Origin of the sequence: Thioalkalivibrio sp. AKL17, from assembly GCF_000377885.1 — a bacterium.
Classification (GTDB): Bacteria; Pseudomonadota; Gammaproteobacteria; order Ectothiorhodospirales; family Ectothiorhodospiraceae; genus Thioalkalivibrio; species Thioalkalivibrio halophilus.
Window position 1 is genome coordinate 278,441 of record NZ_KB898765.1, and the last position, 21,377, is coordinate 299,817.

A 21,377-nucleotide genomic window follows, 5' to 3' on the forward strand; every position below is an offset into this window, starting at 1 on the left:
GTGGTGGCTGGCAAGGGGGGGCCGACCGGCGCGTGGCCGGCCGGCCACGGCGGATCAGCCGTTCTTCTTGTCGTTGTCGTCGACTTCCTCGAACTCGGCGTCGACCACGTCGTCACCTTGCTGCTGGCCGCCGGCTTCCCCGCCGGCATCGTCCCCGGCGGCATCGCCGCCCTGCTGCGCGTAGGCCTTCTCGGCGATCTTGCCGGAGGCTTCGGCCAGCTTCTGGGTGGTCTGTTCGATGGCTTCGGCATCGTCACCTTCCATCGCGGTCTTGACCTCGCTCACCGCCGACTCGATCTCGGAGCGTTCCTCGTCGGAGACCTGATCGCCCAGATCACTGAGCGACTTCTCCGCGGAGTGCACCATCGCATCGGCCTGGTTGCGCGCCTGCACCAGCTGCTGGAACTTCTTGTCCTCTTCGGCATGGGCCTCGGCATCCTTGACCATCTGCTCGACTTCGTCCTCGGACAGGCCGGAGGAGGCCTTGATGACGATCTTGTTCTCCTTGCCGGTCGCCTTGTCCTTGGCCGAGACGTTCAGGATGCCGTTGGAGTCGATGTCGAAGGTGACCTCGATCTGCGGCACGCCACGCGGCGCGGCCGGGATGTCCTGCAGGTCGAAGCGGCCCAGCGACTTGTTGGCGCTGGCCATGTCGCGCTCACCCTGCAGCACGTGCACGGTCACCGCGGTCTGGTTGTCCTCGGCGGTGGAGAACACCTGCTGCGCCCGGGTCGGGATGGTGGTGTTCTTCTCGATCAGCTTGGTCATCACGCCGCCCATGGTCTCGATGCCCAGCGACAGCGGGGTCACGTCCAGCAGCAGCACGTCCTTGACGTCGCCACCCAGCACGCCGGCCTGCACCGCGGCGCCGACCGCGACCGCCTCGTCCGGGTTCACGTCCTTGCGTGCATCCTTGCCGAAGAAGCCGGAGACCGCTTCCTGCACCTTGGGCATGCGGGTCTGACCGCCGACCAGGATCACGTCGTCCACCTCGGAGGCGGACAGGCCGGCGTCTTTCAGCGCCACCTTGCAGGGCTCGATGGAGCGCTGGATCAGGTCCTCGACCAGGCTCTCCAGCTTGGCCCGGGTAACCTTGATCGCCAGGTGCTTGGGCCCGGTATTGTCGGCCGTGATGTACGGCAGGTTGACCTCGGTCTGCTGCGCGGAGGACAGCTCGATCTTCGCCTTCTCGGCGGCTTCCTTCACGCGCTGCATGGCCAGCGGATCGCCCTTGATATCGATACCCTGGTCCTTCTTGAACTCGTCGGCCAGGTAGTCGATCAGGCGGTTGTCGAAGTCCTCGCCACCGAGGAAGGTATCGCCGTTGGTCGCCAGCACCTCGAACTGGTGCTCGCCATCCACCTCGGCGATCTCGATGATCGAGATGTCGAAGGTACCGCCACCCAGGTCGTACACCGCGATCTTGCGGTCACCGCGCTGCTTGTCCATGCCGTAGGCCAGCGAGGCGGCCGTCGGCTCGTTGATGATGCGCTTGACCTCCAGCCCGGCGATCTTGCCGGCGTCCTTGGTCGCCTGGCGCTGCGAGTCGTTGAAGTAGGCCGGCACGGTGATGACCGCTTCGGTCACCTCTTCGCCCAGGTAGTCCTCGGCGGTCTTCTTCATCTTCTGCAGCACGCGCGCGGAGATCTCCGGCGGGGCCATCTTCTTGCCCTGCGCCTCGACCCAGGCATCGCCGTTGTCGGCCTTGACGATGCTGTAGGACACCAGATCGATGTCCTTCTGCACTTCGCCTTCGTCGAACTTGCGGCCGATCAGACGCTTGGCCGCGAAGATCGTGTTCTGCGGGTTGGTCACCGCCTGGCGCTTGGCCGCCTGGCCGACGAGCACCTCGCCGTCTTCACTGAAGGCGACGATGGACGGCGTGGTGCGCGCGCCCTCGGCGTTCTCGATGACCTTGGCCTGGTCGCCTTCCATCACGGCGACGCAGGAGTTGGTGGTCCCGAGGTCGATTCCGATCATCTTGCCCATGGCTGAATTCTCCTGAAATTGAAAGTTCGCGGGACAGGGGGAACCCTGCCCGTTTGTCCGGTGATCTGGGGGCCGTGACGGTCTTTTCAACCGCCGCGGACAAAAAATCGTTGTCGAGCCGCCACGCCCGGGACGCTCGCCACCGGGCGCGAAGGGCGATCAGGCGTTCTCGTCGATGCCAGGGGAGCTGGGAGCCCTGGAAACCATGACCATCGCCGGACGCAGGACCCGGTCCTGCAGCATGTAACCCTTCTGCATGGTCGCGACCACGGTGTTCGGCGGCTGCTCGGGATCCTCCTGCATCGACATCGCCTGATGGCGCTCCGGATCGAAACGCTCGCCGGTGGGCTCCTCGGCCTGGATGCCGAACTTGTCGAAGACCTTGTGCAGGTTCTTGAGGGTCAGGTCCACGCCCTCGATGACGCGGTCCACGTCCTGCGACTCGCGCGCGGCCTGCAGCCCCATCTCCAGGGAATCACAGACCTCCAGCATCTCGGAGGCGAATTTCTCCATCGCATACTTGTGCGCGTTCTCCAGCTCGCGTTCGAAGCGCCGGCGCTGGTTCTCCAGCTCGGCCTGCGCGCGCAGGGCCTGGTCGCGCCGCTCCTCGGCCAGCGCCTCCAGCTCCTGGATGCGATCGGCCTCGCCGGCCGCCGCGGCCGCTTCCTGTTCCTCGGGGGAGGGCGACTCCTGCGCTTCGTTTTCGGGGGTTTCCCGGGATTCCGGCTGTTCGGACATGCTTCCCTCGCGTTCGTATCGAGTGTTGTTCGGACGGGCGCCGCCTGTCGCCGGCGCACAAGCAGGAAGGCGGGGCTCGCGGCCCCGCCTTCGCGGTGTTTACTGGGAGTCTGGGGATTCCCCGCGCACATTCAAGGCCGAGCCCAGCAATCGGGCGGTGACGTCCACGATGGGGACGACCCGGTCGTAGGACATGCGTGTCGGACCGATCACACCCAGCACGCCCACGACCTCGCCATCCACGCTGTAGGGGGCGGTCACCACCGAGCAGTTCTCGAACCAGTCAAGACCGGACTCGCGGCCGATGAAGATCTGCACCCGGTCCCCGCGGATGCACTGGTCCAGGATACCGAGGATCTCGCGCTTCTCGTTGAACGCTTCCAGCAGCTGCCGCAGGCGCTCCATGTCCGCGAGCTCCTCGTAACCCAGCAGCTGGGTCTGACCGGCCACCACCACGTCGTCGGGGTCCTCGTCGCCCAGCGCCTGTTCGCCCAGGTCGATGGCAGCCAGCATCTGCACGTCCAGGTCGTCGCGCACCTCGCGCATTTCCCGCAGGAGTTCGGCGCGCACCGTATGCAGGCTCTTCCCCGCGAGATGCGCGTTGAGATAATTGGCCATGCGCTGCAGGTCGTCCTGACTGAAGTCCCGCTCCAGTTCGAGGACGCGATTCTGCACCTCGCGGCCGTCGATCACCAGGATCGCCAGCACCCGGCCCTCGCCCAGCCGCAGGAACTCGATCTGCGACAACGCGACGTTGCGATGCCGCGGCAGCCGCACCATCCCGGCCATGCGCGTCACCTGGGACAGCACGCTGCTGGCGCTGTCCAGCAGGTCCTGGGTGGAGGCGCCGGGATCGAAGCGCGATTCGATCGCATCGATCTGCTCGCGACTGGGCTTGCGCACCTCCAGCAGGCTGTCGACGAACAGCCGGTAGCCGGCGGTGGTCGGAACCCGCCCGGCCGAGGTGTGCGGCGCCTGGATCAGGCCACGATCCTCGAGATCGGCCATCACGTTGCGCACCGTCGCGGCGCTCACCTTGAGGCCCGATGCGCGCGCGAGGTTGCGGGACCCCACCGGCTGACCGTCGCTGATATAGCTCTCGATCAGCGTCCGCAGCAGGGTCCGCTCGCGGGAATCGAGCTGGATCGACGAGTCATTCATGCTGGTATCAGCGCTCCTTCCGGACGAGTGCCACAACCGTCCAAGTTTTCGGGGGCGTTGCGCCAGCGTCAAGCGGCTGGATGCAGGACCACCCCGTTTTCCGGATAATGCCGGCATGATGCCAGAGTTCAAGACCGTCGGCCTGATCGGCAAGGCCAACGACCCGCGCACCGCTCCGCTGGTGGACCGGCTGGTGCAGCTGCTGTGCGAGCGCGAGCGACACATACTGATGGAGGCCGACATCGAGGGTTTCCAGCGCCCGGCCGACGTTCCGATCCGGCCGGTCGGCGAGCTGGCGCGCGAAGCGGACCTCCTGATCGTGATTGGCGGCGACGGCACGCTGCTGGCCACCGCCCGGGTGACCGCCGGGATCGGTACCCCGCTGCTGGGGATCAACCTCGGCCGCCTGGGCTTCCTGGTCGACGTCTCGCCGGAGGACGCCGTGGAGGAACTGGGCGAGGTCCTCGACGGGGCCTATGTCCTGGAACCCCGCTCCATGCTGGAGGCGGAGGTTATCCGCGACGGCGTAACCGTGCACACCGGAGTGGCGGTCAACGACGCCGTCCTGCACGTGCTCAGCGTGGTGCGCATCATCGAGTTCGACACCACCATCGATGGCGTGGACGTCGGGCGCCTGCGGGCCGACGGGCTGGTGGTAGCCACACCCACCGGCTCCACCGCCTACGCCCTGTCGGCCGGCGGCCCCATCCTCACCCCGCAGATGGACGGCATGGTGATCGTCCCGGTCGCGCCGCACAGCCTGAACCACCGCCCGCTGGTGGTAGGCGGTGATTCGGTCATCGAGATCCAGCTGTCCCCCGACAGCCGCTCGCCGGCACAGGTCGCGCTGGACGGTCAGGAGAACGTCGACTTCGGGCCCGGCGACCGCCTGCGCATCCGCCGCCGCGAATACGGCATGACCCTGATCCACCCGCACAACCACCAGTTCTTGCGCATGCTGCGCTCCAAGCTGCGCTGGGGAGAACAGCCCTGACATGCTGCGCCTGATCCACATCCGCGATTTCGCCATCGTCGACGAACTCGAACTCGAGCTCGACGACGGCCTCAACGCCCTGACCGGCGAGACCGGCGCCGGCAAGTCCATCCTGGTCGACGTGGTCGGCCTGCTGCTGGGCGACCGGGCCGACGCTTCCATGGTGCGCGAGGGCGCCGAACAGGCGGAACTGGGGGCCGAATGCGAACTCCCGGACAACAGCCCGGCGCATGCCTGGCTCGCCGAGGCCGGCCTGGCCGGCGAGGACGGCGACCCGCTCCTGCTGCGGCGCGTGCTCACGCGCCAGGGCAAGAGCCGCGCCTGGATCAACGGGCGCCCCGCGACCGTCACCCAGCTGCGGGAACTGGGCCAATGGCTGGTCGACATCCACGGGCAGCATGCCCATCAGCAGCTGCTCGGGCGCGATACCCAGCGGGCCTGGCTCGACGGCTTTGTCGAGGCGCCCCTGCGCCACGCAGTCACCACGGCTTTCCAGCAATGGCGCGAGGCCCGCAGCGCCCTGGAAAAGGCCCGCGCGGAACTGGCCGAGGCCGGCGACCGGCTGGACCTGCTGCGCTTTCAGACCGGCGAACTGGCCGAACTGGCGCCGGAGCCCGACGAATACCCCGAGCTATCCACCGAACAGAGCCGGCTGGCGCACGGCACCGAGGTCCTGCAGGCCCTCCAGGCCGCCGACGACACCATCGGCGAGGACAACGGGCTGGATGCCCTCCTCGGCCAGATGCTGCACCGGCTGCAGGAGGCGGCCCGCCATGACAACCGCCTGCAGCCCGGGATCGAGCTGCTGGAATCGGCCCGCATCCAGATCGACGAGGCCGGAGACACCCTGCGCCGTCTGGCCGAGGACATCGACCCCGACCCGCAGCGCCTGGCGGAGCTGGATACGCGACTGGGGGAATACCTGCGTCTGGCGCGCAAGCACCGGATGGAACCGGAGGAACTGCCCGGGCTGCAACGGCGTCTGATGGACGAACTGGAGCGTCTGGAATCCGGAGACCGCACGGTAGAAGAACTGGAAACCCGGGCCGCACAGACGCGTTCCGCGCTGGAGGACGCCGCGGCGGAACTCACCCGCGCACGCGAACAGGCCGCGCGGCGCATCGAGACCGCGGTCACCGAGACCATGCAGGAACTGGGCATGGCCGGCGGGCGTTTCGAGATCGCCGTGGAACCCGACGACGAACCCCGCGCCCATGGTGCCGACCGGGTGGAATTCCGCGTCGCCGCCAACCCCGGCCAGACCCCGCAGCCGCTGGCCCGGGTGGCATCGGGCGGCGAACTGTCCCGTATCGGCCTGGCCCTGCAGGTGCTCGCGAGCCAGCAGCAGACCGTGCCCACCCTGATCTTCGACGAGGTCGATTCGGGCATCAGCGGCGCGGTGGCCGAGGTCGTCGGGCGCAAGCTGCGGCGACTGGGGGAACGCCACCAGGTGCTGTGCGTCACCCACCTCGCGCAGGTCGCCGCGCAGGCCCATCATCAGCTGGAAGTGGCCAAGACCACGGCCGAGGATCACACCTGCACTGGCATCCGCCGCCTGGATCACGAGGACCGGGTGGACGCCCTGGCCCGCCTGATCGGCGGCAGTGCCCTCACCGAGAGCAGCCGCGCCCACGCACGGGAGCTGCTGGAAACGCCCGGCGATTGATCCCCGCTCCCGGGGGAGAAGGTTCAGGCGGGGCGGCGAGGGCAGGCCTCGTCGCTGCAGTCGCCGTACAACACCAGGGCATGATCCCGGATCGAAAACCCATGGTCACTGGCGATCTTCTGCTGGCGCTGCTCGATGGTCTCGTCGTAGAACTCCTCGACCCGCCCGCACTGGTTGCAGACGATGTGGTCGTGATGACCGCCACGCTCCAGCTCGAATACCGCCTGATTGCCTTCCAGATGCAGCCGGCACACCAGGCCCGCGGCCTCGAACTGGGTGAGCACGCGATACACCGTGGCCAGGCCGATCTCCTCGCCGGAATCCAGTAGCTCGCGGTAGATCGCCTCGGCCGTGAGGTGCCGCGTCTCCGACTGATCCAGGATCTCCAGGATCTTCATCCGCGGCAGCGTGACTTTCAGACCGGCCTTCTTGAGATTGCTCGTTTCCATGCACGATCCCTGCATCGCGTCGGGCTCCGGGCATTGAGAGCCACCGGATGCTTTGGTGTACCATGCGCGTTTCCAGACTCGTTCAAGGTCCCGCGCGCTTGATGTACAAGATTCTCATTACTATCGCGGTCGCCGCAAGCACGCTTACCGCGTGCAGTGGCTTTAACCAGTTCCGTCTCGACGTGCAGCAGGGCAACGTGATCGACGCCACCGACGTCGCGCGCGTCCAGCCCGGCATGACGCCCGGCCAGGTGCGTTTCCTGCTGGGGACGCCGCAACTGGACGCGGCCTTCAAGAGCGAGGACCGCTGGGATTACGTCTATTATCGGCGTCCGGGGATCGGCCCCACCGAACGCCAGCGCGTGAGCGTGTATTTCCAGGACGGCGTGGTCGCCTACATCGACTCCGACGTGCCGCAGCCGGTCGCCCTGGAGGACCACCCGGTGGACATGGACGACTGAGGGAGACGAGCGAGCTGCGTCACCGGGGTCACGCCTCCCCGCCCTTTTCTTTCGTCTTGCCCTTGCCGGCGCGCTGGCGCCGGACCTCCTTCGGATCCGCGATCAGCGGCCGATAGACCTCCACCCGGTCGCGCGGCCGCAGCACGGTATCGCGGCGGGTAATCTTGCCGAAGATGCCGACCTTCGCATTGTCCAGATCGATCTCCGGAAATTGCCGGTCGATCTCGGACTGGCGCAGCGCCTGCTCCACGGTCGTTCCGGGCGAGACCTCCAGCGCAAGGATCACCTGACGGTCGGGCCGCGCATAGGCGACCTCGACCGTCATCGGCCCCTCGCCGCCATCGTCTGCCTCAGCCATTCCCGTGCACCTCCTGCGCGCGACGGACGAAGGCGTCCACCAGGGAGTTGGCGATCTGGTGGAACACCGGTCCGATGGCGAACGACATCAGCCGGCTGGCGAACTCGAATTCCAGCTCCAGCGAGATACGCGTGCCGCCGCCCTCCAGCTCGGTGAAGCGCCAGGTACCGTGCAGGCGCTGGAACGGCCCCTTCACCAGACGGATGTCGATGGACTCCGGCCGCCGCAGCGTGTTGCGGGTGGTGAAGGACTTGTGCAGCGCCCCCTTGGCAAGCTCGATGGTGCCCTCCACCTGGGTCTCGGTCCGGTTGCGTGCGGACGCGCTGCGACAGCCCGGCAGGAATTCCGGGTAGGCGTCGATGTCGTCCACCAGGTCGAACATCTGTTCGCGCGAATGCGGTACGTCGGCCGAACGCTGGATCTTCGAGCCCATCAGATCAGCTCCACCGCACGCAGGAACACCAGCAGGATCGCGACCGGCGCGACGAAACGCACCAGGAAGTACCACAGCCCGAACAGCGCCGGGGAGCGCATCGCCAGCTCCGCACTCACCGACCCGCGAGTCATGCGCCAGCCGGCGAACACGGCAATCAGGAATCCGCCCAGCGGCAGCAGGATGTTCGCGGTCAGGTAGTCGAGGAAATCGAGTACGCCCATGTCGAACAGGGTGTAGTCCGACCAGACGTTGAGCGACAGCAGCGCGGCGAGCCCCAGAGTCCATGCCGCGATCGCCAGCACCGTGGTCGCGGCCACCCGCGTCATGCCCACGGTTTCCACCAGCCAGGCCACGGCCGGCTCGGCGATCGAGATCGCCGAGGTCCAGGCCGCGAAACTCAACAGGATGAAGAACACCGTGCCGAAGATCAGCCCGCCGGGCATCTCGCCGAAGGCCAGCGGCAGGGTCACGAAGATCAGCCCCGGCCCCTCGCCCGGCGACAGCCCGGCGCCCAGCACGATCGGGAAGATCGCCAGCCCGGCCACGATCGCGACCAGGGTATCCGCCCCCACGACGACCCCGGCGGTGCGCGGGATGGAGGCATCGCTCTGCAGATAGCTGCCGTAGATCATGATCGCGCCCATGCCCAGGCTCAGGGTGAAGAAGGCCTGCCCCATCGCCAGCAGCACCGCGTTCGCGGACAGCTCGGAGAAGTCCGGAGCCAGCATGAACGCCAGACCCTCGGCGAAGTTGCCCTGCACCACCGCGTAGCCGACCATCACCAGCAGCATCACGAACAGCAGCGGCATCAGGATGGTCACGGCCTTCTCCAGCCCCGACTGCACCCCGCGCGCGACCACAATGCCCACCATCACCATGAAGATGGTGTGCCAGGCCAGCAGCGCCTCGGGCGATGCCAGCATGCCGTCGAACATCGCCTCGGAGCCCCCGGCGTCCAGGCCGACAAAGCCGCCCGCCCCGCTCTTGAAGATGTACGACAGGGCCCAGCCCGCGACCACCGAGTAGAACGACAGGATCAGGAAACCGGTCACCACGCCGATCCAGCCGATGGACGACCAGCCGGCCGACACCCCTTCCTCGCGCGACAGGCTGGTCATGGTGTTGATCGGCGACTGCCGCCCGCGACGGCCCAGCATGATCTCGGCGATCATCACCGGCAGGCCAATGAGCAATATGCAGCCCAGATACACCAGCACGAAGGCGCCACCGCCGTTCTCGCCGGCGATGTAGGGGAAACGCCAGATATTCCCGAGCCCGACGGCCGAGCCCGTCGCCGCGAGGATGAAGGCCAGACGGGTGGTCCATTGACCATGGATCGATGCGGTGGGTGGCATGCGGATCTCCGTGTTTTTGCCCGTGGATTGTGAGCCAAGGCCGGCCGGCACTCAACTGAGTGCCGGTCCATGGATGCCCGACGTTGACGCCTGGAGTACACTCCGCCCCCATGGGCAAGAAGAAGAAAACCGCCGGGGACGGCTCCAGTACCATCGCGCTCAACCGCCGCGCGCGTCACGACTACCACATCGAGGACCGGCTGGAAGCCGGGCTGGCCCTCGAGGGCTGGGAGGTCAAGTCGCTGCGGGCCGGCCGCGCACAGATCAGCGAGGCCTATGTCCTGCTGCGCAACGGCGAGGCGTTTCTGTTCGGCGCCCATTTCACTCCGTTGCCCACCGCCTCCACGCACATCAATCCGGATCCGAGCCGCACGCGCAAGCTCCTGCTGCACCGCTCCGAGATCAACCGACTGATCGGTGCGGTGGAACGCCGCGGCTTCACCCTGGTCCCGCTGGCCCTGTACTGGAAACGCGGTCGGGCCAAAGTGGAGATCGGCCTGGCCAAGGGCAAAAAGTCCTACGACAAGCGCGCCGACAAGAAGGAAAAGGACTGGCAGCGCGAACGCGCGCGCATCATGAAGAACGGCTGACGCGGCCTCACTCGCGGGCCGCGCGCCAGCGGCAGGCACCCCCGGCCGCCTCGTCCAGCACCGCCAGCAGCTCGGCATGGGCGGCCGCCTCCTCCGCCGACGGCTCCACGACCGGCAGGGGCTGCCCCGACCGCCGCGCCCGCGCCGGCGCCTGATCCCCCGCATCCTGCTCGCTGTCGCTGTCCAGGGTCAGGCTCACCTGCCCGCCGGTCATCGCCAGGTAGACATCGGCCAGCAGCTCCGCGTCCAGCAGCGCGCCGTGCAGCGTCCGGTCCGAGGCATCCACCCCGTAACGCTTGCACAGCGCGTCCAGCGAATTGCGGCTGCCCGGATGCATGCGCCGCGCCAGCACCAGCGAATCCAGCACCCCGCAGATCTCCCCGATGGAGCCCGCCGGCGCCTGCTCGCCCAGCAGCGCCAGCTCGTGATCGAGGAAGCCGATGTCGAACGGGGCGTTGTGAATCACCAGTTCCGCCCCGCGCACGAACTCCACGAATTCCCCGGCCAGATCGGCGAAACGCGGCTTGTCCGCGAGAAACTCGTTGTCGATCCCGTGCACCGCCACCGCACCGGCATCGATCTCCCGGTCCGGCTGGATATAGTGATGCCACACCCGGCCGGTCGGCCGGCGATTGTCCACCTCCAGACAGCCGATCTCGATGATGCGGTGCCCGTCCGCCGGTTCCAGGCCGGTGGTCTCGGTGTCCAGCACGATCTGGCGCATGTTGCGTCCCCTTCGATTCGGTCGTCCCGCGGATGGCTCAGCTGGCCGCCCCGCTCAGGAGTTCATCGATGCCGGCATTCGCCAGCTCGTCGGCGCGTTCGTTCTCCGGGTGCCCGCTGTGGCCGCGGACCCAGTACCACTCGATCGAATGGCGCGCCGCCTCGGCATCCAGGGCCTCCCAAAGATCCCGGTTCTTCACCGGCTGGCCGCTGGCCGAGCGCCAGTTGCGCCGTTTCCAGCCGGGCAGCCATTCGGTCACGCCCTGCTTCACGTACTTGGAATCGGTGACCAGCTCCACCCGGCAGGGCCGCTGCAGGGTCTCCAGCGCCCGGATGGCCGCGGTCAGCTCCATGCGGTTGTTGGTGGTCTCGGCCTCGCTGCCGTACAGCTCGCGCTCGTGCCCGCGGTAGCGCAGCACCGCCCCCCAGCCGCCGGGACCGGGGTTGCCGCGGCAGGCGCCGTCGGTATAGATGTACACCTGCTCGTCGTCGTCACTCATTGCCGTCCCTCGTTCGGCCGCGTTCGCCGGCGCATGATACGCGCGAAACGGCCACGCCGGGAGCACCCGTCGGCGGCGCGAAGCGCAGCGCACGTGCCGGCCGCAGGGGCTCCTCCACCCGCTTGTGCGCGATGGTCAGGATCACCCCCGCCAGCGGCGGAAGCCCGCGCAGGGTCCACGGATCCAGTCGCGCCAGCCGTCGCTGCCAGGCCACCGACAGGCCGGGCGGCAGCACGCTGAGGTTCCATTGCTCCAGCACTTCCAGGCCGGCGGCCGCCAGCATCCCGCGATAGCGTACGCTGCGCAGTCCCTCGGGCAGCGGGGACGGGCGCAGGCCGGCTTCCGGATCGCCGTGCAGCCGGTTGGCCTCCAGCATGAACAGATGCCCCTCGGGCTCCAGGACCCGGGCCGCCTCGTTGACCACCACCTGCGGCTCCGGACTCCAGCTGCAGGGATGGCCCAGCACGATGATCCGCGCCCCGGCGGATTCCAGCGCCCAGGCCTCCGGATCGATCCGGACCTGCGCCCCCGGATCCGCCACGCGCAGCACCCGTGCCTGATCCGGGGCGTCGGGATCCATCAACGGCGCCGGCGCCAGCTCCACCGCGACGTTCAGCGGGCTCCCGGTCGCGTGGCGGCGCATGCGGTCCAGCAGGCGCGCGCGCACCCGCTGGCCCTGAGGCTGGGCATACCACCGGGCGAGGCAATCGCGTGCGCGTGCTTGGTGCTCCGGGTTGGCTGGTTTATCCTTCGTCCCCATGAAACTTCGATGCCCCGCTGTCCCCGTTCGCCCGCTGGCCCTCGCCGTTACCGTGGCCCTGTTCTCCGGTTGTAGCCTACACGACCGCGAGCGGTCACTGGATACCGCCGACACCGGTACCGGGAGTCCGGCCGAGGCGCGTACGCCACAGGCGCGCACCTACGACACCGAAGACGTCGAATCCGCCATGCAGCGCCAGGCCGAAAAGGCGGAAAAGCGTGCTGCCGAAACCGACGACCTGTGGGAACGTGCCCGACTGAACTACGGTTTCAGCGACGAACTCGACCACGATCGCGTCCAGCGTTATCTCGACCATTATCGCGATCAGCCGCGGATCATCGAACTCTCCACGCGGCGGGCCGAACCCTTCGCCTATTTTATCCTGTCGGAGCTCGAGGCTCGCGACATGCCGGCGGAACTCCTGCTGCTTCCCATCGTGGAGAGCGGCTATGCCCCGGAAGCCACCTCCAGCGGACGTGCCGCCGGGATCTGGCAGTTCATACCGTCCACCGGGGATCATTTCGACCTGCACCGCGACGACTGGTATGACGGCCGGCGCGATGTCTACCAGTCGACCCTGGCGGCACTCGACTATCTCGAATACCTGCATTCCCGCTTCGACGACTGGTACCTCGCCCTGGCCGCCTACAACTGGGGCCAGGGGAACGTCCGCCGGGCGATGGATGCCAATGCCGCGCAGGGCCGCGACACCGACTACTGGAGCCTCGACCTGCCGGCCGAACCGCATGCCTACGTTCCCCGCCTGCTGGCCCTGCGCGAGCTGTTCCGCGCCCCGGATGAACACGGCGTGACCCTGACCCCCGTGGCCAACGAACCGGCACTCGAGATCATCCGCCCGGAACGCCAGGCGGATCTGGCCCTGGTCGCGGACATGGCCGAGCTGGACCCCGCCGAGCTGGAACGCCTGAACCCCGGCTACCACCGGCATGCCACGCATCCCGAGCATGCGCGGCACCTGTTCGTGCCGACCGAAGCCGCGGACCGCTTGGAAACCGCGCTGGCGGAACACGGCGACGATCCGCTACTGCGTTTCCGCGAATACACCGTGCGCGCGGGCGACAACCTCGGCCGTATCGCACGCGACGCCGGCACCGAGGTCGCGGTCGTACGGCAGATGAACGATCTCAATGGCGACCTGATTCGCGCGGGCCAGACCCTGCGCCTGCCAGTGGGCGGGGACGACGCCGGGGCCACCACCGCCGTCGCCGAGGCCGGCGATGCGGATTCATTGACGGAATACGAAGTCCGCCGCGGCGACAGCCTCTGGACCATCAGCCAGTCCACCGGCATGAGCCTGAGCGAACTGCGCCGGGTCAACGACCTCGGGCGCGACACCACCCTGCAGCCCGGGGATGTACTCCAGGTCGCGGCGGCACCCGGCGATGAAGGCACGGTGCAGTACGAGGTCCGCCCGGGGGATTCGCTGTCCGGCATCGCCCGGCGCTTCGAGGTCTCGGTGGACGACGTGCGGCGCTGGAACGGCCTTAACGGCGACCGCATCCGCGCCGGCGAGACCCTGGTCCTGCACATCGAGCGCGACGATGACGCGACCGTGGCCCGCGCGGACACCTGACGCGCTGGCCCGACCCGGGGCACATCGGTATGATCCCGGAAACACGCGTCCGCGACGCCAATCGCATCAAACCCGCAAGGAGAGTTTCATGGGCTTTCTCACCGGCAAGCGCGCCCTGGTCGTCGGGGTCGCCAGCAACCGTTCCATCGCCTATGGCATCGCCGCGGCGCTGCACCGGGAGGGCGCGGAGCTGGCCTTCACCTATCAGAACGAACGGATGCGCGACCGCGTGGAAAAACTGGTCGCCGATTTCGACTCGGACATCCTGATTCCCTGCAACGTCGAGAGCGACGAAGAGATCGAACAGGTCTTCGAGCACCTGGACGACTACTGGGACGGCGTCGACATTCTGGTTCACTCCGTGGCCTATGCGCCCAAGGAGGAACTGGACGGCGATTTCCTCGACAACATGACGCGCGACGGCTTTCGCACCGCGCATGATGTCAGCTCCTACTCGCTGGCGGCCTTCGCCAAGGCCGGACGCGCGATGATGAAGGATCGCGATGCCTCCATCCTGACGCTCAGCTACCTGGGCGCCCAGCGATCCATGCCCAACTACAACGTGATGGGTCTGGCGAAGGCGAGCCTCGAAGCGAATGTCCGCTATCTGGCCTACACCCTCGGTCCGGAGGGCACCCGCGTGAACGCCGTCTCCGCCGGCCCCATCCGCACCCTCGCGGCATCCGGGATCGGGGATTTCAAGCGCATCCTCGACCATGTCGAGAGCAACGCCCCGCTGCGGCGCAACGTCACCATTGATCAGGTTGGCAATGCCGGGGCGTTCCTGTGCTCCGACCTGGCCTCCGGAATCACCGGCGAGGTGATGTACGTCGACTCCGGTTACAACACCGTCGGCCTCGGCCAGCACGAGATCGGCCTGGACAGCTAGGCCACAAGCAGCGGCCTGCCGGCTGCCGGGGCTCTGAACCGAGAAAGGCCCGGCCAGTCATCTGGCCGGGCCTTTTTTGTGCGCGGCCGGGCGGTCTGGGTACCGCCCGGCTCTTTCTCTACTCCCTCTAATCCAGGTTCTCCGGATACCGCTGAATATCGGCCTCGGACTCCAGCCACTCCAGATAGGCACGCATCTCGGCACCGCCGTAGGCGTTGCGCAGCTGATCGCGGGCCTGCTGGCGCAGAGCCGGGTCCTCCTGCACGCCCCCGGCCTGCACCGCCTCCAGGGCCACCACGGCAAAGTCACCGCCGGACAGCGTCAGGCCCGCCAGCCGCGGCGCGTCCTCTTCGGGTGCGGCCAGACGGAACACCGGTGCCACCAGGCCGTCCGGCACGTCACCGTCGCGGGTATCCCGGCGCAGCTCGCGCGAGCGCGTCCAGCTGCCCTCGTCTTCGATGGCAGCCGCCCAGTCGTCAGCCTCGCGCAGGTCTTCCAGCAGGGCCTCGCCGGCTTCGCGCGCCGCGTCGGCGGCCGCTTCGGCCTGCAGCCGGGACCGAATCTCGTCCTCGACCTCGGCCAGCGGACGCAGCTCCGACTCTTCCCGTTCGGCCACGCGCAGCACGATCGTCGAGCCATCATCAAGATCCAGGGCATCGCTGTTCTCTCCGCGCTCGCGCACCCGCTCGCCGAAGGCCGCATCGCGCACGGAACGTGAGTCCGCGATGCCGCTGCCCGAGTCGCGGGTGAACCAGTCGGTCGTGCGGATCTCCAGCCCGGTCGCCTCGGCCGCGGGCTCCAGACTTTCCGGAAACTCGACGGTAAGCGACATCAAGTCGTCCAGTGCATCGATCTGCATCTGCTCGGCACGCCGGTCGCGCAGGTCGGATTCCACGTCGTCACGCACCTGCTCCAGCGGCTGTGCGCGGGCATCCTCGACCGCAGTCACCTGGATGATGTACCAGCCCTGATCGGTCCGCACCGGCTGGCTCACCATCCCCTCGGGCAGACTGAAGATCACCGTCTCCAGGGTCGACGATCCCAGATCCCCGCGGGCCAGCTCCCCCATGCGTCCGCCCCGCGGCGCGCTCAGGGAGTCCTCGGAGTATTCCTCGGCAAGCTCTGCAAAATCTTCCCCGTCCTCGACCCGTTGATGCAGCTCGCCAATCCGTGCCTCGGCGTCATCCTCGTCCGCCAGGCGAATGACCCGGACATCACGCAGCTCCGGTTCCTCGTAACGCGACCGGTTGGCACGGTAGTGCTCCTCGATGTCTTCCTCGCTCAGCTCGACGGCCTCTTCCAGCGATGCCGGATCGAGCTGAAGATACTCCACCCGCAGACGCTCTTCGGTCGTGAACTCGTCCGGATTCGCCTCGTAGTACGCCTCAACGGCGTCCTCATCCACCACGCCGGGGCGATCGAAGTCTTCCGCCGCGAACACCCGCCAGCTCACCGTGCGCACCTGATTGCGCAGCGCGGCGTACTCGTCCACCAGGCCTTCGTCGAAGCGACCCGACTCCCGAATCCCGGTCTGGATCTGCGACATCACCAGCGAGCGACCGATGTCATCCTCGAAATCCGCGGGGCTGATGCGCTGGGCCGACAGCAGCTGGGAATAGCGCTCGGGACTGAACTGCCCGCCCTCCTGAAACACCGGCATCGCACGGATCTCGCGGCGCACCGATTCGCTGGCGGCGGTAAACCCGAGATCACCGGCCGCCTGACGCAACAGGGTCTCGCGAATCAGGCTCTCCAGCGCCTGCAGCCGAATCCCCTCGTCGTCGAATTCGTCCGGGATCTCGCCGCCGAACATGCGGCGGAGCTCATCACGCTGGGCGCGCGCCTCCTGATGCACGGACCGGGTATCGATGTCCACACCATCGACCTCGGCAGCCACGATGTCGCCGGCTCCGCCGAAGTATTCGCCCACGCCCCACAGGGCGAAGGGGACCGCGATCAGGCCGATGATTACGTAGGCGAGCCAGCCGGTCGCCCGATCTCGAATTGCTTGCAGCATGCTGGTTTTGTCCGTTCGGGTTCAGCAGGAAAAACAGATCAATGGTAGCAGGCGCGTCCTCCGCCGTCTGTCGGACGCACCAACAAAAAAGGCGCCCCGGAGGGCGCCTTTCGAAATATGGCGGAGCGGACGGGACTCGAACCCGCGACCCCCGGCGTGACAGGCCGGTATTCTAACCAACTGAACTACCGCTCCGTATTCTTTTCAGCGCAGCCGCATCGAGCAGGTCTGCGCCTGGTGGGTGCTGACGGATTCGAACCGCCGACATTCGCCTTGTAAGGGCGACGCTCTACCAACTGAGCTAAGCACCCGGTAAAGCTCTTTAGTTTACCCGATCCTTCAACGCTTTGCCAGCCTTGAAACCGGGCGTTTTCGACGCGGCGATCTGAATCGTCTCGCCGGTGCGCGGGTTGCGCCCCGTGCGCGCCTCACGTTCGCGGACGAGGAACGTCCCGAAGCCAACCAATGATACCTGATCACCCTTGGCAAGGGAATCCCCGATTACGCTGACCATGGCATCGACCACCTTGCCGGCCTGAGCCTTGGGAACATCGGCTTCCGCGGCGATCGCGTCGATCAATTCGGATTTATTCATGAAACGGTTCCTTATCGTTTTGGTGACTCGGGCGTGCAGCCGGCAGAGCCAAGCTTACAACAATCCGGGCCGATGCCGCCACGGCCTGTGCAGGGAACGGGAATGGGTTCGACAGCCGGATCCGGACAATGCGATCAGGGTTATAGCAAGGCTGCGAAAATGGTGTCAAACGCCGGTCGCCGCTCCCTGCGACCGGCTCGACAAAAGCCCTCTCCCCCGGGCCCTCTCCCCCGGGTGTGCGGACCGATCAGTGATGCCGGACTCGACCACGCCCCCGCGACGGTTTCTTCTTGCCGGAGACGACTTCTTCGGCGGGCTCCTCGCCCTCCGCCGGCTCGCCGGTACGGGCTTCCGGCATCTCGGCCAGGGCGACTTCCAGCACCTCGTCGATCCAGCGCACCGGGCGAATATCCAGCTTCTGCTTGATGTTCTTCGGGATATCCACCAGATCCTTCTCGTTTTCCTCGGGGATCAGGACCGTACGGATACCCCCGCGATGCGCCGCCAGCAGTTTCTCCTTGAGCCCGCCGATCGGCAGCACCTGCCCGCGGAGGGTGATCTCGCCGGTCATGGCCACATCGGCACGCACGGGGATGTCGGTCAGGGCGGAAACGATGGCCGTGCACATACCGATACCTGCAGACGGTCCGTCCTTGGGCGTGGCCCCCTCGGGAACGTGGATGTGGAGGTCCTTGTTCTCGTGGAAATTCTCTTCCAGACCGAGGGCGGCAGCGCGGGACCGGACCACTGTCAGCGCGGCGTGGATGGACTCCTGCATCACGTCCCCCAGCTTGCCGGTTTGCTGGGTCTTGCCCTTGCCGGGCACCGCCGAGGCCTCAATGGTCAGCAGTTCACCGCCCACCTCGGTCCACGCCAGCCCGGTAACCTGGCCGACCCGGTCGGCCTCGTCGGCCTGGCCGAAGCGGTAGCGCCGGACACCCAGGTACTTGTCCAGGGTCTTCGGCGTCACCGAAGTCATGCGGTCGGCGTCTCTGCCCTTCGACAGGGTGCGCTGCTTGACCACCTTGCGGCAGATCTTGGCGATCTCGCGCTCCAGCGCACGCACCCCGGCCTCGCGGGTGTAGTAGCGGACCACGTCGCGCACCGCCGCATCGGAGATGTTGATTTCGCCCTTCTTCAGACCATTGGTCTTGATCTGCTTGGGGATCAGGTAGGTGTGCGCGATATTGACCTTTTCGTCCTCGGTGTAGCCGGACAAGCGGATCACTTCCATGCGGTCCAGCAGCGGCCCGGGGATGTGCATGCTGTTGGCCGTGGCCACGAACATCACGTCCGAGAGATCGAAGTCCACCTCCAGGTAGTGGTCACTGAAGGTGTGGTTCTGTTCCGGATCCAGTACCTCGAGCATCGCCGAGGCCGGATCGCCACGGAAATCCATGGCCATCTTGTCGATCTCGTCGAGCAGGAACAGCGGGTTGCGCACCCCGACCTTGGACAGGTTCTGGATGATCTTGCCCGGAAGCGACCCGATATAGGTGCGCCGGTGACCGCGGATCTCGGCCTCGTCGCGTACCCCGCCCAGCGCCATGCGCATGAACTTGCGGTTGGTGGCCCGCGCGATGGACTGCCCCAGCGAGGTCTTGCCGACGCCGGGCGGCCCCACCAGACACAGGATCGGGCCCTTCAGCTTGCGCACGCGCGACTGCACGGCGAGGTATTCCAGGATGCGCTGCTTGACCTCTTCCAGCCCGTAGTGATCCTCGTTGAGGATCTTCTCGGCACGCTTGAGATCCTTGGAGACGCGGGTCTTCTTCTTCCACGGCAGCGACACCAGCCAGTCGATGTAGCTGCGCACCACCGTGGCCTCGGCGGACATCGGCGACATCATCTTGAGCTTGTTGAGCTCGGCGGTCGCCTTCTTCTTCGCCTCTTCGGACATCCCGGCGTTTTCGATCTTTTCCGCCAGGTCCTCCTGCTCGTTGGGTGCGTCCTCGAGGTCGCCCAGCTCCTTCTGAATGGCCTTCATCTGCTCATTCAGGTAGTACTCGCGCTGGGACTTCTCCATCTGCTGCTTCACGCGGCCGCGGATCTTCTTCTCGATCTGCAGCACGTCCATCTCGCCCTCGATCTTGGCGACCAGATGCTCCAGGCGCTCGCGCACGTTGGCGATCTCGAGGACCTGCTGCTTCTCCTCGAGCTTCAGCGACATGTGCGCGGCGATGGTGTCGGCCAGGCGCGAGGTGTCGTCGATCCCGGCCAGCGAGGTCAGGATCTCGGGCGGGACCTTCTTGTTCAGCTTGATGTACTGCTCGAACTGGTTCAGCGCGGAGCGCCCGAGGACCTCGAGTTCCTTGTCCTCGGTATCGAATTCCTCGTCGATCAGCTTGATGTCGGAGACGAAGTAGTCTTCTTCCTGCTCCGGATCCCCGGTGGTGGAGACATCCATCACGCGGGCACGCTGCGCGCCTTCCACCAGCACCTTGATGGTGCCGTCGGGCAGGCGCAGCAGCTGCAGGATGTTGCCGAGGGTTCCGATCTCGTGGAGATCCCCGGCGTCGGGTTCGTCCACCTCGGCGCTCTTCTGCGCGACAAGGAGGACCTGCTTGTTCTCTGCCATCGCCGAATCCAGCGCGCGAATCGATTTCTCGCGCCCGACGAACAGCGGAATGACCATGTGCGGATACACCACGACATCGCGCAGCGGCAGCACCGCAACGCGCTTCACGGGCGATTCCACCTCGTTCTGGGAAGGACGGTCGTCGGTCATGTGGCCCCCTCAGGGCTGGGCGAATGTAGGGGGGAAATGGGGGCGACCCGCGCGGCTTTCAAGGGTCGCCCGGCCGATGTTTCCCGCTCAGGAGTCCGCGGCGGCCTGCCGGGTGTACGAGGTGTTGTCGTATATCAGGTAGGGCTCGGCGTCCCCGCGGATCACCGCCTCGTCGATCACGACCTTGGTGACCCCCTCCATGGACGGCAGTTCGTACATCGTGTCCAGCAGGATGTTCTCCAGGATGGTCCGCAGGCCGCGGGCACCGGTCTTGCGCTCCAGCGCCTTCGCGGCGATCGCGTGCAGTGCATCGTCGCGGAACTCCAGTTCGACACCCTCCATCTCGAACAGCCGTGCATACTGCTTGATCAGCGCGTTCTTCGGCTGCGTGAGGATCGTGATCAGCGCATCCTCGTCGAGCTCGTCCAGGGTCGCCTGCACCGGCAGACGCCCGACGAATTCCGGGATCAGGCCGTAACGCACCAGATCGTCGGCCTCCAGCTGCTTCAGCCAGCGGTCCGAGGAGGCGTCCTCGTCCTTGCTTGCCAGCGCCGCGGAAAAACCGATGCCGGTCCCTTTCTCCGCCCGCTGCTGGATCACCTTGTCCAGGCCGGAGAAGGCACCACCGCAGATGAACAGGATGTTGCTGGTGTCGACGTTCAGGAATTCCTGCTGCGGATGCTTGCGTCCGCCCTGCGGCGGGATCGAGGCGGTCGTGCCCTCGATCAGCTTGAGCAGGGCCTGCTGCACGCCCTCGCCCGAGACATCACGGGTGATCGAGGGGTTGTCGGCCTTGCGCGACACCTTGTCGATCTCGTCGATGTAGACGATCCCGCTCTCGGCCTTCTCGACGTCGTAATCGCACTTCTGCAGCAGCTTCTGAATGATGTTCTCGACGTCCTCGCCAACGTAGCCCGCCTCGGTCAGGGTGGTCGCGTCGGCGATGGTGAACGGGACGTTGAGCACCCGCGCAAGGGTCTCCGCCAGCAGGGTCTTGCCGGATCCGGTCGGGCCGATCAACAGGATGTTGGACTTCGACAGCTCCACTTCATCCTTGCCGGCCCGCGCCTCCATGCGCTTGTAATGGTTGTAGACGGCGACGGAGAGGATCTTCTTCGCGTCGTTCTGGCCGATTACGTAATCATCCAGGGTGTCCCGGATTTCACGGGGCCGCGGCAGCGAGGCATGCTCGGTCTGGCCGGCCTCCTGCATTTCCTCGCGGATGATGTCGTTGCACAGCTCAACGCACTCATCGCAGATGAACACGGAGGGTCCCGCGATCAGCTTGCGCACCTCGTGCTGGCTTTTCCCGCAGAAGGAGCAGTACAGCAGCTTGCCGTCCGCGGGAGGGGTCTTGTCGTCGCTCATCCGTTG

Annotated in this window: 20 protein-coding genes and 2 tRNA genes; 6 read left to right on the plus strand and 16 right to left on the minus strand. The window is 66.7% G+C overall.

The window, feature by feature from the left end:
- Nucleotides 1–54: 54 nt before the first annotated feature.
- The 3 genes from dnaK to hrcA form a co-directional block, all read right to left on the minus strand.
- Nucleotides 55–1,989 (minus strand): molecular chaperone DnaK, encoded by a 1,935-nt coding sequence (gene dnaK / locus D577_RS0104545; protein WP_018946380.1) that lies wholly within the window; start codon nt 1,987–1,989, stop codon nt 55–57.
- Nucleotides 1,990–2,148: 159 nt separating this feature from the next.
- Nucleotides 2,149–2,727, minus strand: coding sequence for a nucleotide exchange factor GrpE (gene grpE, locus D577_RS0104550; protein ID WP_018946381.1), 579 nt, complete (start codon nt 2,725–2,727; stop codon nt 2,149–2,151).
- A 99-nt stretch (nt 2,728–2,826) separates the two neighbouring features.
- Nucleotides 2,827–3,888, minus strand: coding sequence for a heat-inducible transcriptional repressor HrcA (gene hrcA, locus D577_RS0104555; RefSeq protein WP_018946382.1), 1,062 nt, complete (start codon nt 3,886–3,888; stop codon nt 2,827–2,829).
- 115 nt (nt 3,889–4,003) lie between these two features.
- Here hrcA and D577_RS0104560 point away from each other — a divergent pair, with 115 nt between their 5' ends.
- Both D577_RS0104560 and recN read left to right on the plus strand, forming a co-directional pair.
- Nucleotides 4,004–4,882, plus strand: coding sequence for an NAD(+) kinase (locus D577_RS0104560; protein ID WP_018946383.1), 879 nt, complete (start codon nt 4,004–4,006; stop codon nt 4,880–4,882).
- 1 nt (nt 4,883) lies between these two features.
- The gene (recN, locus tag D577_RS0104565) at nt 4,884–6,548 is read left to right on the plus strand and encodes a DNA repair protein RecN (protein WP_018946384.1); all 1,665 of its coding nucleotides are present in this window, start codon (nt 4,884–4,886) and stop codon (nt 6,546–6,548) included.
- Nucleotides 6,549–6,571: 23 nt separating this feature from the next.
- Here the strand turns inward: recN and fur are convergent, their stop codons facing one another.
- Nucleotides 6,572–6,997: a ferric iron uptake transcriptional regulator gene (gene fur, locus D577_RS0104570; RefSeq protein WP_018946385.1), complete on the minus strand. Its 426-nt coding sequence runs from the start codon at nt 6,995–6,997 to the stop codon at nt 6,572–6,574.
- Nucleotides 6,998–7,098: 101 nt separating this feature from the next.
- On the opposite strand from fur, the gene D577_RS0104575 reads away from it, so the two are divergent.
- Nucleotides 7,099–7,458: an outer membrane protein assembly factor BamE gene (locus tag D577_RS0104575; RefSeq protein WP_018869993.1), complete on the plus strand. Its 360-nt coding sequence runs from the start codon at nt 7,099–7,101 to the stop codon at nt 7,456–7,458.
- Between the two features lie 28 nt (nt 7,459–7,486).
- Here D577_RS0104575 and D577_RS0104580 read toward each other — a convergent pair whose 3' ends face one another.
- The 3 genes from D577_RS0104580 to D577_RS0104590 are packed head-to-tail and all read right to left on the minus strand — an operon-like array spanning nt 7,487 to nt 9,607.
- The gene (locus D577_RS0104580; RefSeq protein WP_018946386.1) at nt 7,487–7,816 is read right to left on the minus strand and encodes an RnfH family protein; all 330 of its coding nucleotides are present in this window, start codon (nt 7,814–7,816) and stop codon (nt 7,487–7,489) included.
- On the minus strand, nt 7,809–8,249 hold the full coding sequence (locus tag D577_RS0104585; RefSeq protein ID WP_018946387.1) for a type II toxin-antitoxin system RatA family toxin: 441 nt from the start codon (nt 8,247–8,249) through the stop codon (nt 7,809–7,811). The genes D577_RS0104580 and D577_RS0104585 overlap by 8 nt, the downstream gene beginning before the upstream one ends.
- Nucleotides 8,249–9,607, minus strand: a complete 1,359-nt coding sequence (locus D577_RS0104590) for a sodium-dependent transporter (RefSeq protein WP_018946388.1) — start codon at nt 9,605–9,607, stop codon at nt 8,249–8,251. The genes D577_RS0104585 and D577_RS0104590 overlap by 1 nt, the downstream gene beginning before the upstream one ends.
- A 110-nt stretch (nt 9,608–9,717) precedes the next feature.
- Between D577_RS0104590 and smpB the strand changes: the two genes are divergently transcribed.
- A complete protein-coding gene (gene smpB, locus D577_RS0104595) occupies nt 9,718–10,197 on the plus strand; it encodes an SsrA-binding protein SmpB (protein WP_018946389.1) in 480 nt (159 codons plus the stop codon).
- A gap of 7 nt (nt 10,198–10,204) precedes the next feature.
- On the opposite strand, the gene dnaQ is transcribed toward smpB, so the two are convergent.
- Genes dnaQ through D577_RS0104610 form a run of 3 tightly spaced genes read right to left on the minus strand, consistent with a single transcriptional unit; the run spans nt 10,205 to nt 12,087 of the window.
- On the minus strand, nt 10,205–10,921 hold the full coding sequence (gene dnaQ, locus D577_RS0104600) for a DNA polymerase III subunit epsilon (RefSeq protein WP_018946390.1): 717 nt from the start codon (nt 10,919–10,921) through the stop codon (nt 10,205–10,207).
- 37 nt (nt 10,922–10,958) lie between these two features.
- A complete protein-coding gene (gene rnhA, locus D577_RS0104605; RefSeq protein WP_018946391.1) occupies nt 10,959–11,420 on the minus strand; it encodes a ribonuclease HI in 462 nt (153 codons plus the stop codon).
- Entirely contained in the window at nt 11,413–12,087 is a 675-nt protein-coding gene (locus D577_RS0104610; RefSeq protein ID WP_018946392.1) for a hypothetical protein, read from the minus strand. Before D577_RS0104610 ends, rnhA begins: the two co-directional genes overlap by 8 nt.
- 91 nt (nt 12,088–12,178) lie before the next feature.
- On the opposite strand from D577_RS0104610, the gene D577_RS0104615 reads away from it, so the two are divergent.
- Entirely contained in the window at nt 12,179–13,774 is a 1,596-nt protein-coding gene (locus D577_RS0104615) for a LysM peptidoglycan-binding domain-containing protein (RefSeq protein WP_051073620.1), read from the plus strand.
- A gap of 88 nt (nt 13,775–13,862) precedes the next feature.
- The gene (locus tag D577_RS0104620) at nt 13,863–14,663 is read left to right on the plus strand and encodes an enoyl-ACP reductase (protein WP_018870002.1); all 801 of its coding nucleotides are present in this window, start codon (nt 13,863–13,865) and stop codon (nt 14,661–14,663) included.
- 127 nt (nt 14,664–14,790) lie between these two features.
- Here D577_RS0104620 and D577_RS0104625 read toward each other — a convergent pair whose 3' ends face one another.
- The 6 genes from D577_RS0104625 to clpX form a co-directional block, all read right to left on the minus strand.
- Nucleotides 14,791–16,680 (minus strand): SurA N-terminal domain-containing protein, encoded by a 1,890-nt coding sequence (locus D577_RS0104625; RefSeq protein WP_018946394.1) that lies wholly within the window; start codon nt 16,678–16,680, stop codon nt 14,791–14,793.
- Between the two features lie 118 nt (nt 16,681–16,798).
- Nucleotides 16,799–16,875 (minus strand) — tRNA-Asp (locus D577_RS0104630).
- Between the two features lie 40 nt (nt 16,876–16,915).
- Nucleotides 16,916–16,991: transfer RNA gene (locus D577_RS0104635), tRNA-Val, on the minus strand.
- Nucleotides 16,992–17,002: 11 nt separating this feature from the next.
- The gene (locus D577_RS0104640; protein WP_255349426.1) at nt 17,003–17,290 is read right to left on the minus strand and encodes an HU family DNA-binding protein; all 288 of its coding nucleotides are present in this window, start codon (nt 17,288–17,290) and stop codon (nt 17,003–17,005) included.
- 232 nt (nt 17,291–17,522) lie between these two features.
- Nucleotides 17,523–20,003: an endopeptidase La gene (gene lon / locus D577_RS0104645; protein ID WP_018946395.1), complete on the minus strand. Its 2,481-nt coding sequence runs from the start codon at nt 20,001–20,003 to the stop codon at nt 17,523–17,525.
- Between the two features lie 87 nt (nt 20,004–20,090).
- Complete coding sequence (gene clpX / locus D577_RS0104650; protein ID WP_018946396.1) at nt 20,091–21,371, minus strand: ATP-dependent Clp protease ATP-binding subunit ClpX; 1,281 nt, start codon at nt 21,369–21,371, stop codon at nt 20,091–20,093.
- Nucleotides 21,372–21,377: the final 6 nt, after the last annotated feature.

Coding starts and splice junctions, on each gene's coding strand:
- rnhA (WP_018946391.1), bottom strand. CDS start 11,420: ATGAGTGACGACGACGAGCAGGTGTACATCTATACCGACGGCGCCTGC.
- hrcA (WP_018946382.1), bottom strand. CDS start 3,888: ATGAATGACTCGTCGATCCAGCTCGATTCCCGCGAGCGGACCCTGCTG.
- clpX (WP_018946396.1), bottom strand. CDS start 21,371: ATGAGCGACGACAAGACCCCTCCCGCGGACGGCAAGCTGCTGTACTGC.
- D577_RS0104580 (WP_018946386.1), bottom strand. CDS start 7,816: ATGGCTGAGGCAGACGATGGCGGCGAGGGGCCGATGACGGTCGAGGTC.
- dnaK (WP_018946380.1), bottom strand. CDS start 1,989: ATGGGCAAGATGATCGGAATCGACCTCGGGACCACCAACTCCTGCGTC.
- D577_RS0104575 (WP_018869993.1), top strand. CDS start 7,099: ATGTACAAGATTCTCATTACTATCGCGGTCGCCGCAAGCACGCTTACC.
- D577_RS0104585 (WP_018946387.1), bottom strand. CDS start 8,249: ATGGGCTCGAAGATCCAGCGTTCGGCCGACGTACCGCATTCGCGCGAA.
- D577_RS0104620 (WP_018870002.1), top strand. CDS start 13,863: ATGGGCTTTCTCACCGGCAAGCGCGCCCTGGTCGTCGGGGTCGCCAGC.
- D577_RS0104590 (WP_018946388.1), bottom strand. CDS start 9,607: ATGCCACCCACCGCATCGATCCATGGTCAATGGACCACCCGTCTGGCC.
- lon (WP_018946395.1), bottom strand. CDS start 20,003: ATGACCGACGACCGTCCTTCCCAGAACGAGGTGGAATCGCCCGTGAAG.
- D577_RS0104615 (WP_051073620.1), top strand. CDS start 12,179: ATGAAACTTCGATGCCCCGCTGTCCCCGTTCGCCCGCTGGCCCTCGCC.
- recN (WP_018946384.1), top strand. CDS start 4,884: ATGCTGCGCCTGATCCACATCCGCGATTTCGCCATCGTCGACGAACTC.
- D577_RS0104625 (WP_018946394.1), bottom strand. CDS start 16,680: ATGCTGCAAGCAATTCGAGATCGGGCGACCGGCTGGCTCGCCTACGTA.
- smpB (WP_018946389.1), top strand. CDS start 9,718: ATGGGCAAGAAGAAGAAAACCGCCGGGGACGGCTCCAGTACCATCGCG.
- dnaQ (WP_018946390.1), bottom strand. CDS start 10,921: ATGCGCCAGATCGTGCTGGACACCGAGACCACCGGCCTGGAACCGGCG.
- fur (WP_018946385.1), bottom strand. CDS start 6,997: ATGGAAACGAGCAATCTCAAGAAGGCCGGTCTGAAAGTCACGCTGCCG.
- grpE (WP_018946381.1), bottom strand. CDS start 2,727: ATGTCCGAACAGCCGGAATCCCGGGAAACCCCCGAAAACGAAGCGCAG.
- D577_RS0104560 (WP_018946383.1), top strand. CDS start 4,004: ATGATGCCAGAGTTCAAGACCGTCGGCCTGATCGGCAAGGCCAACGAC.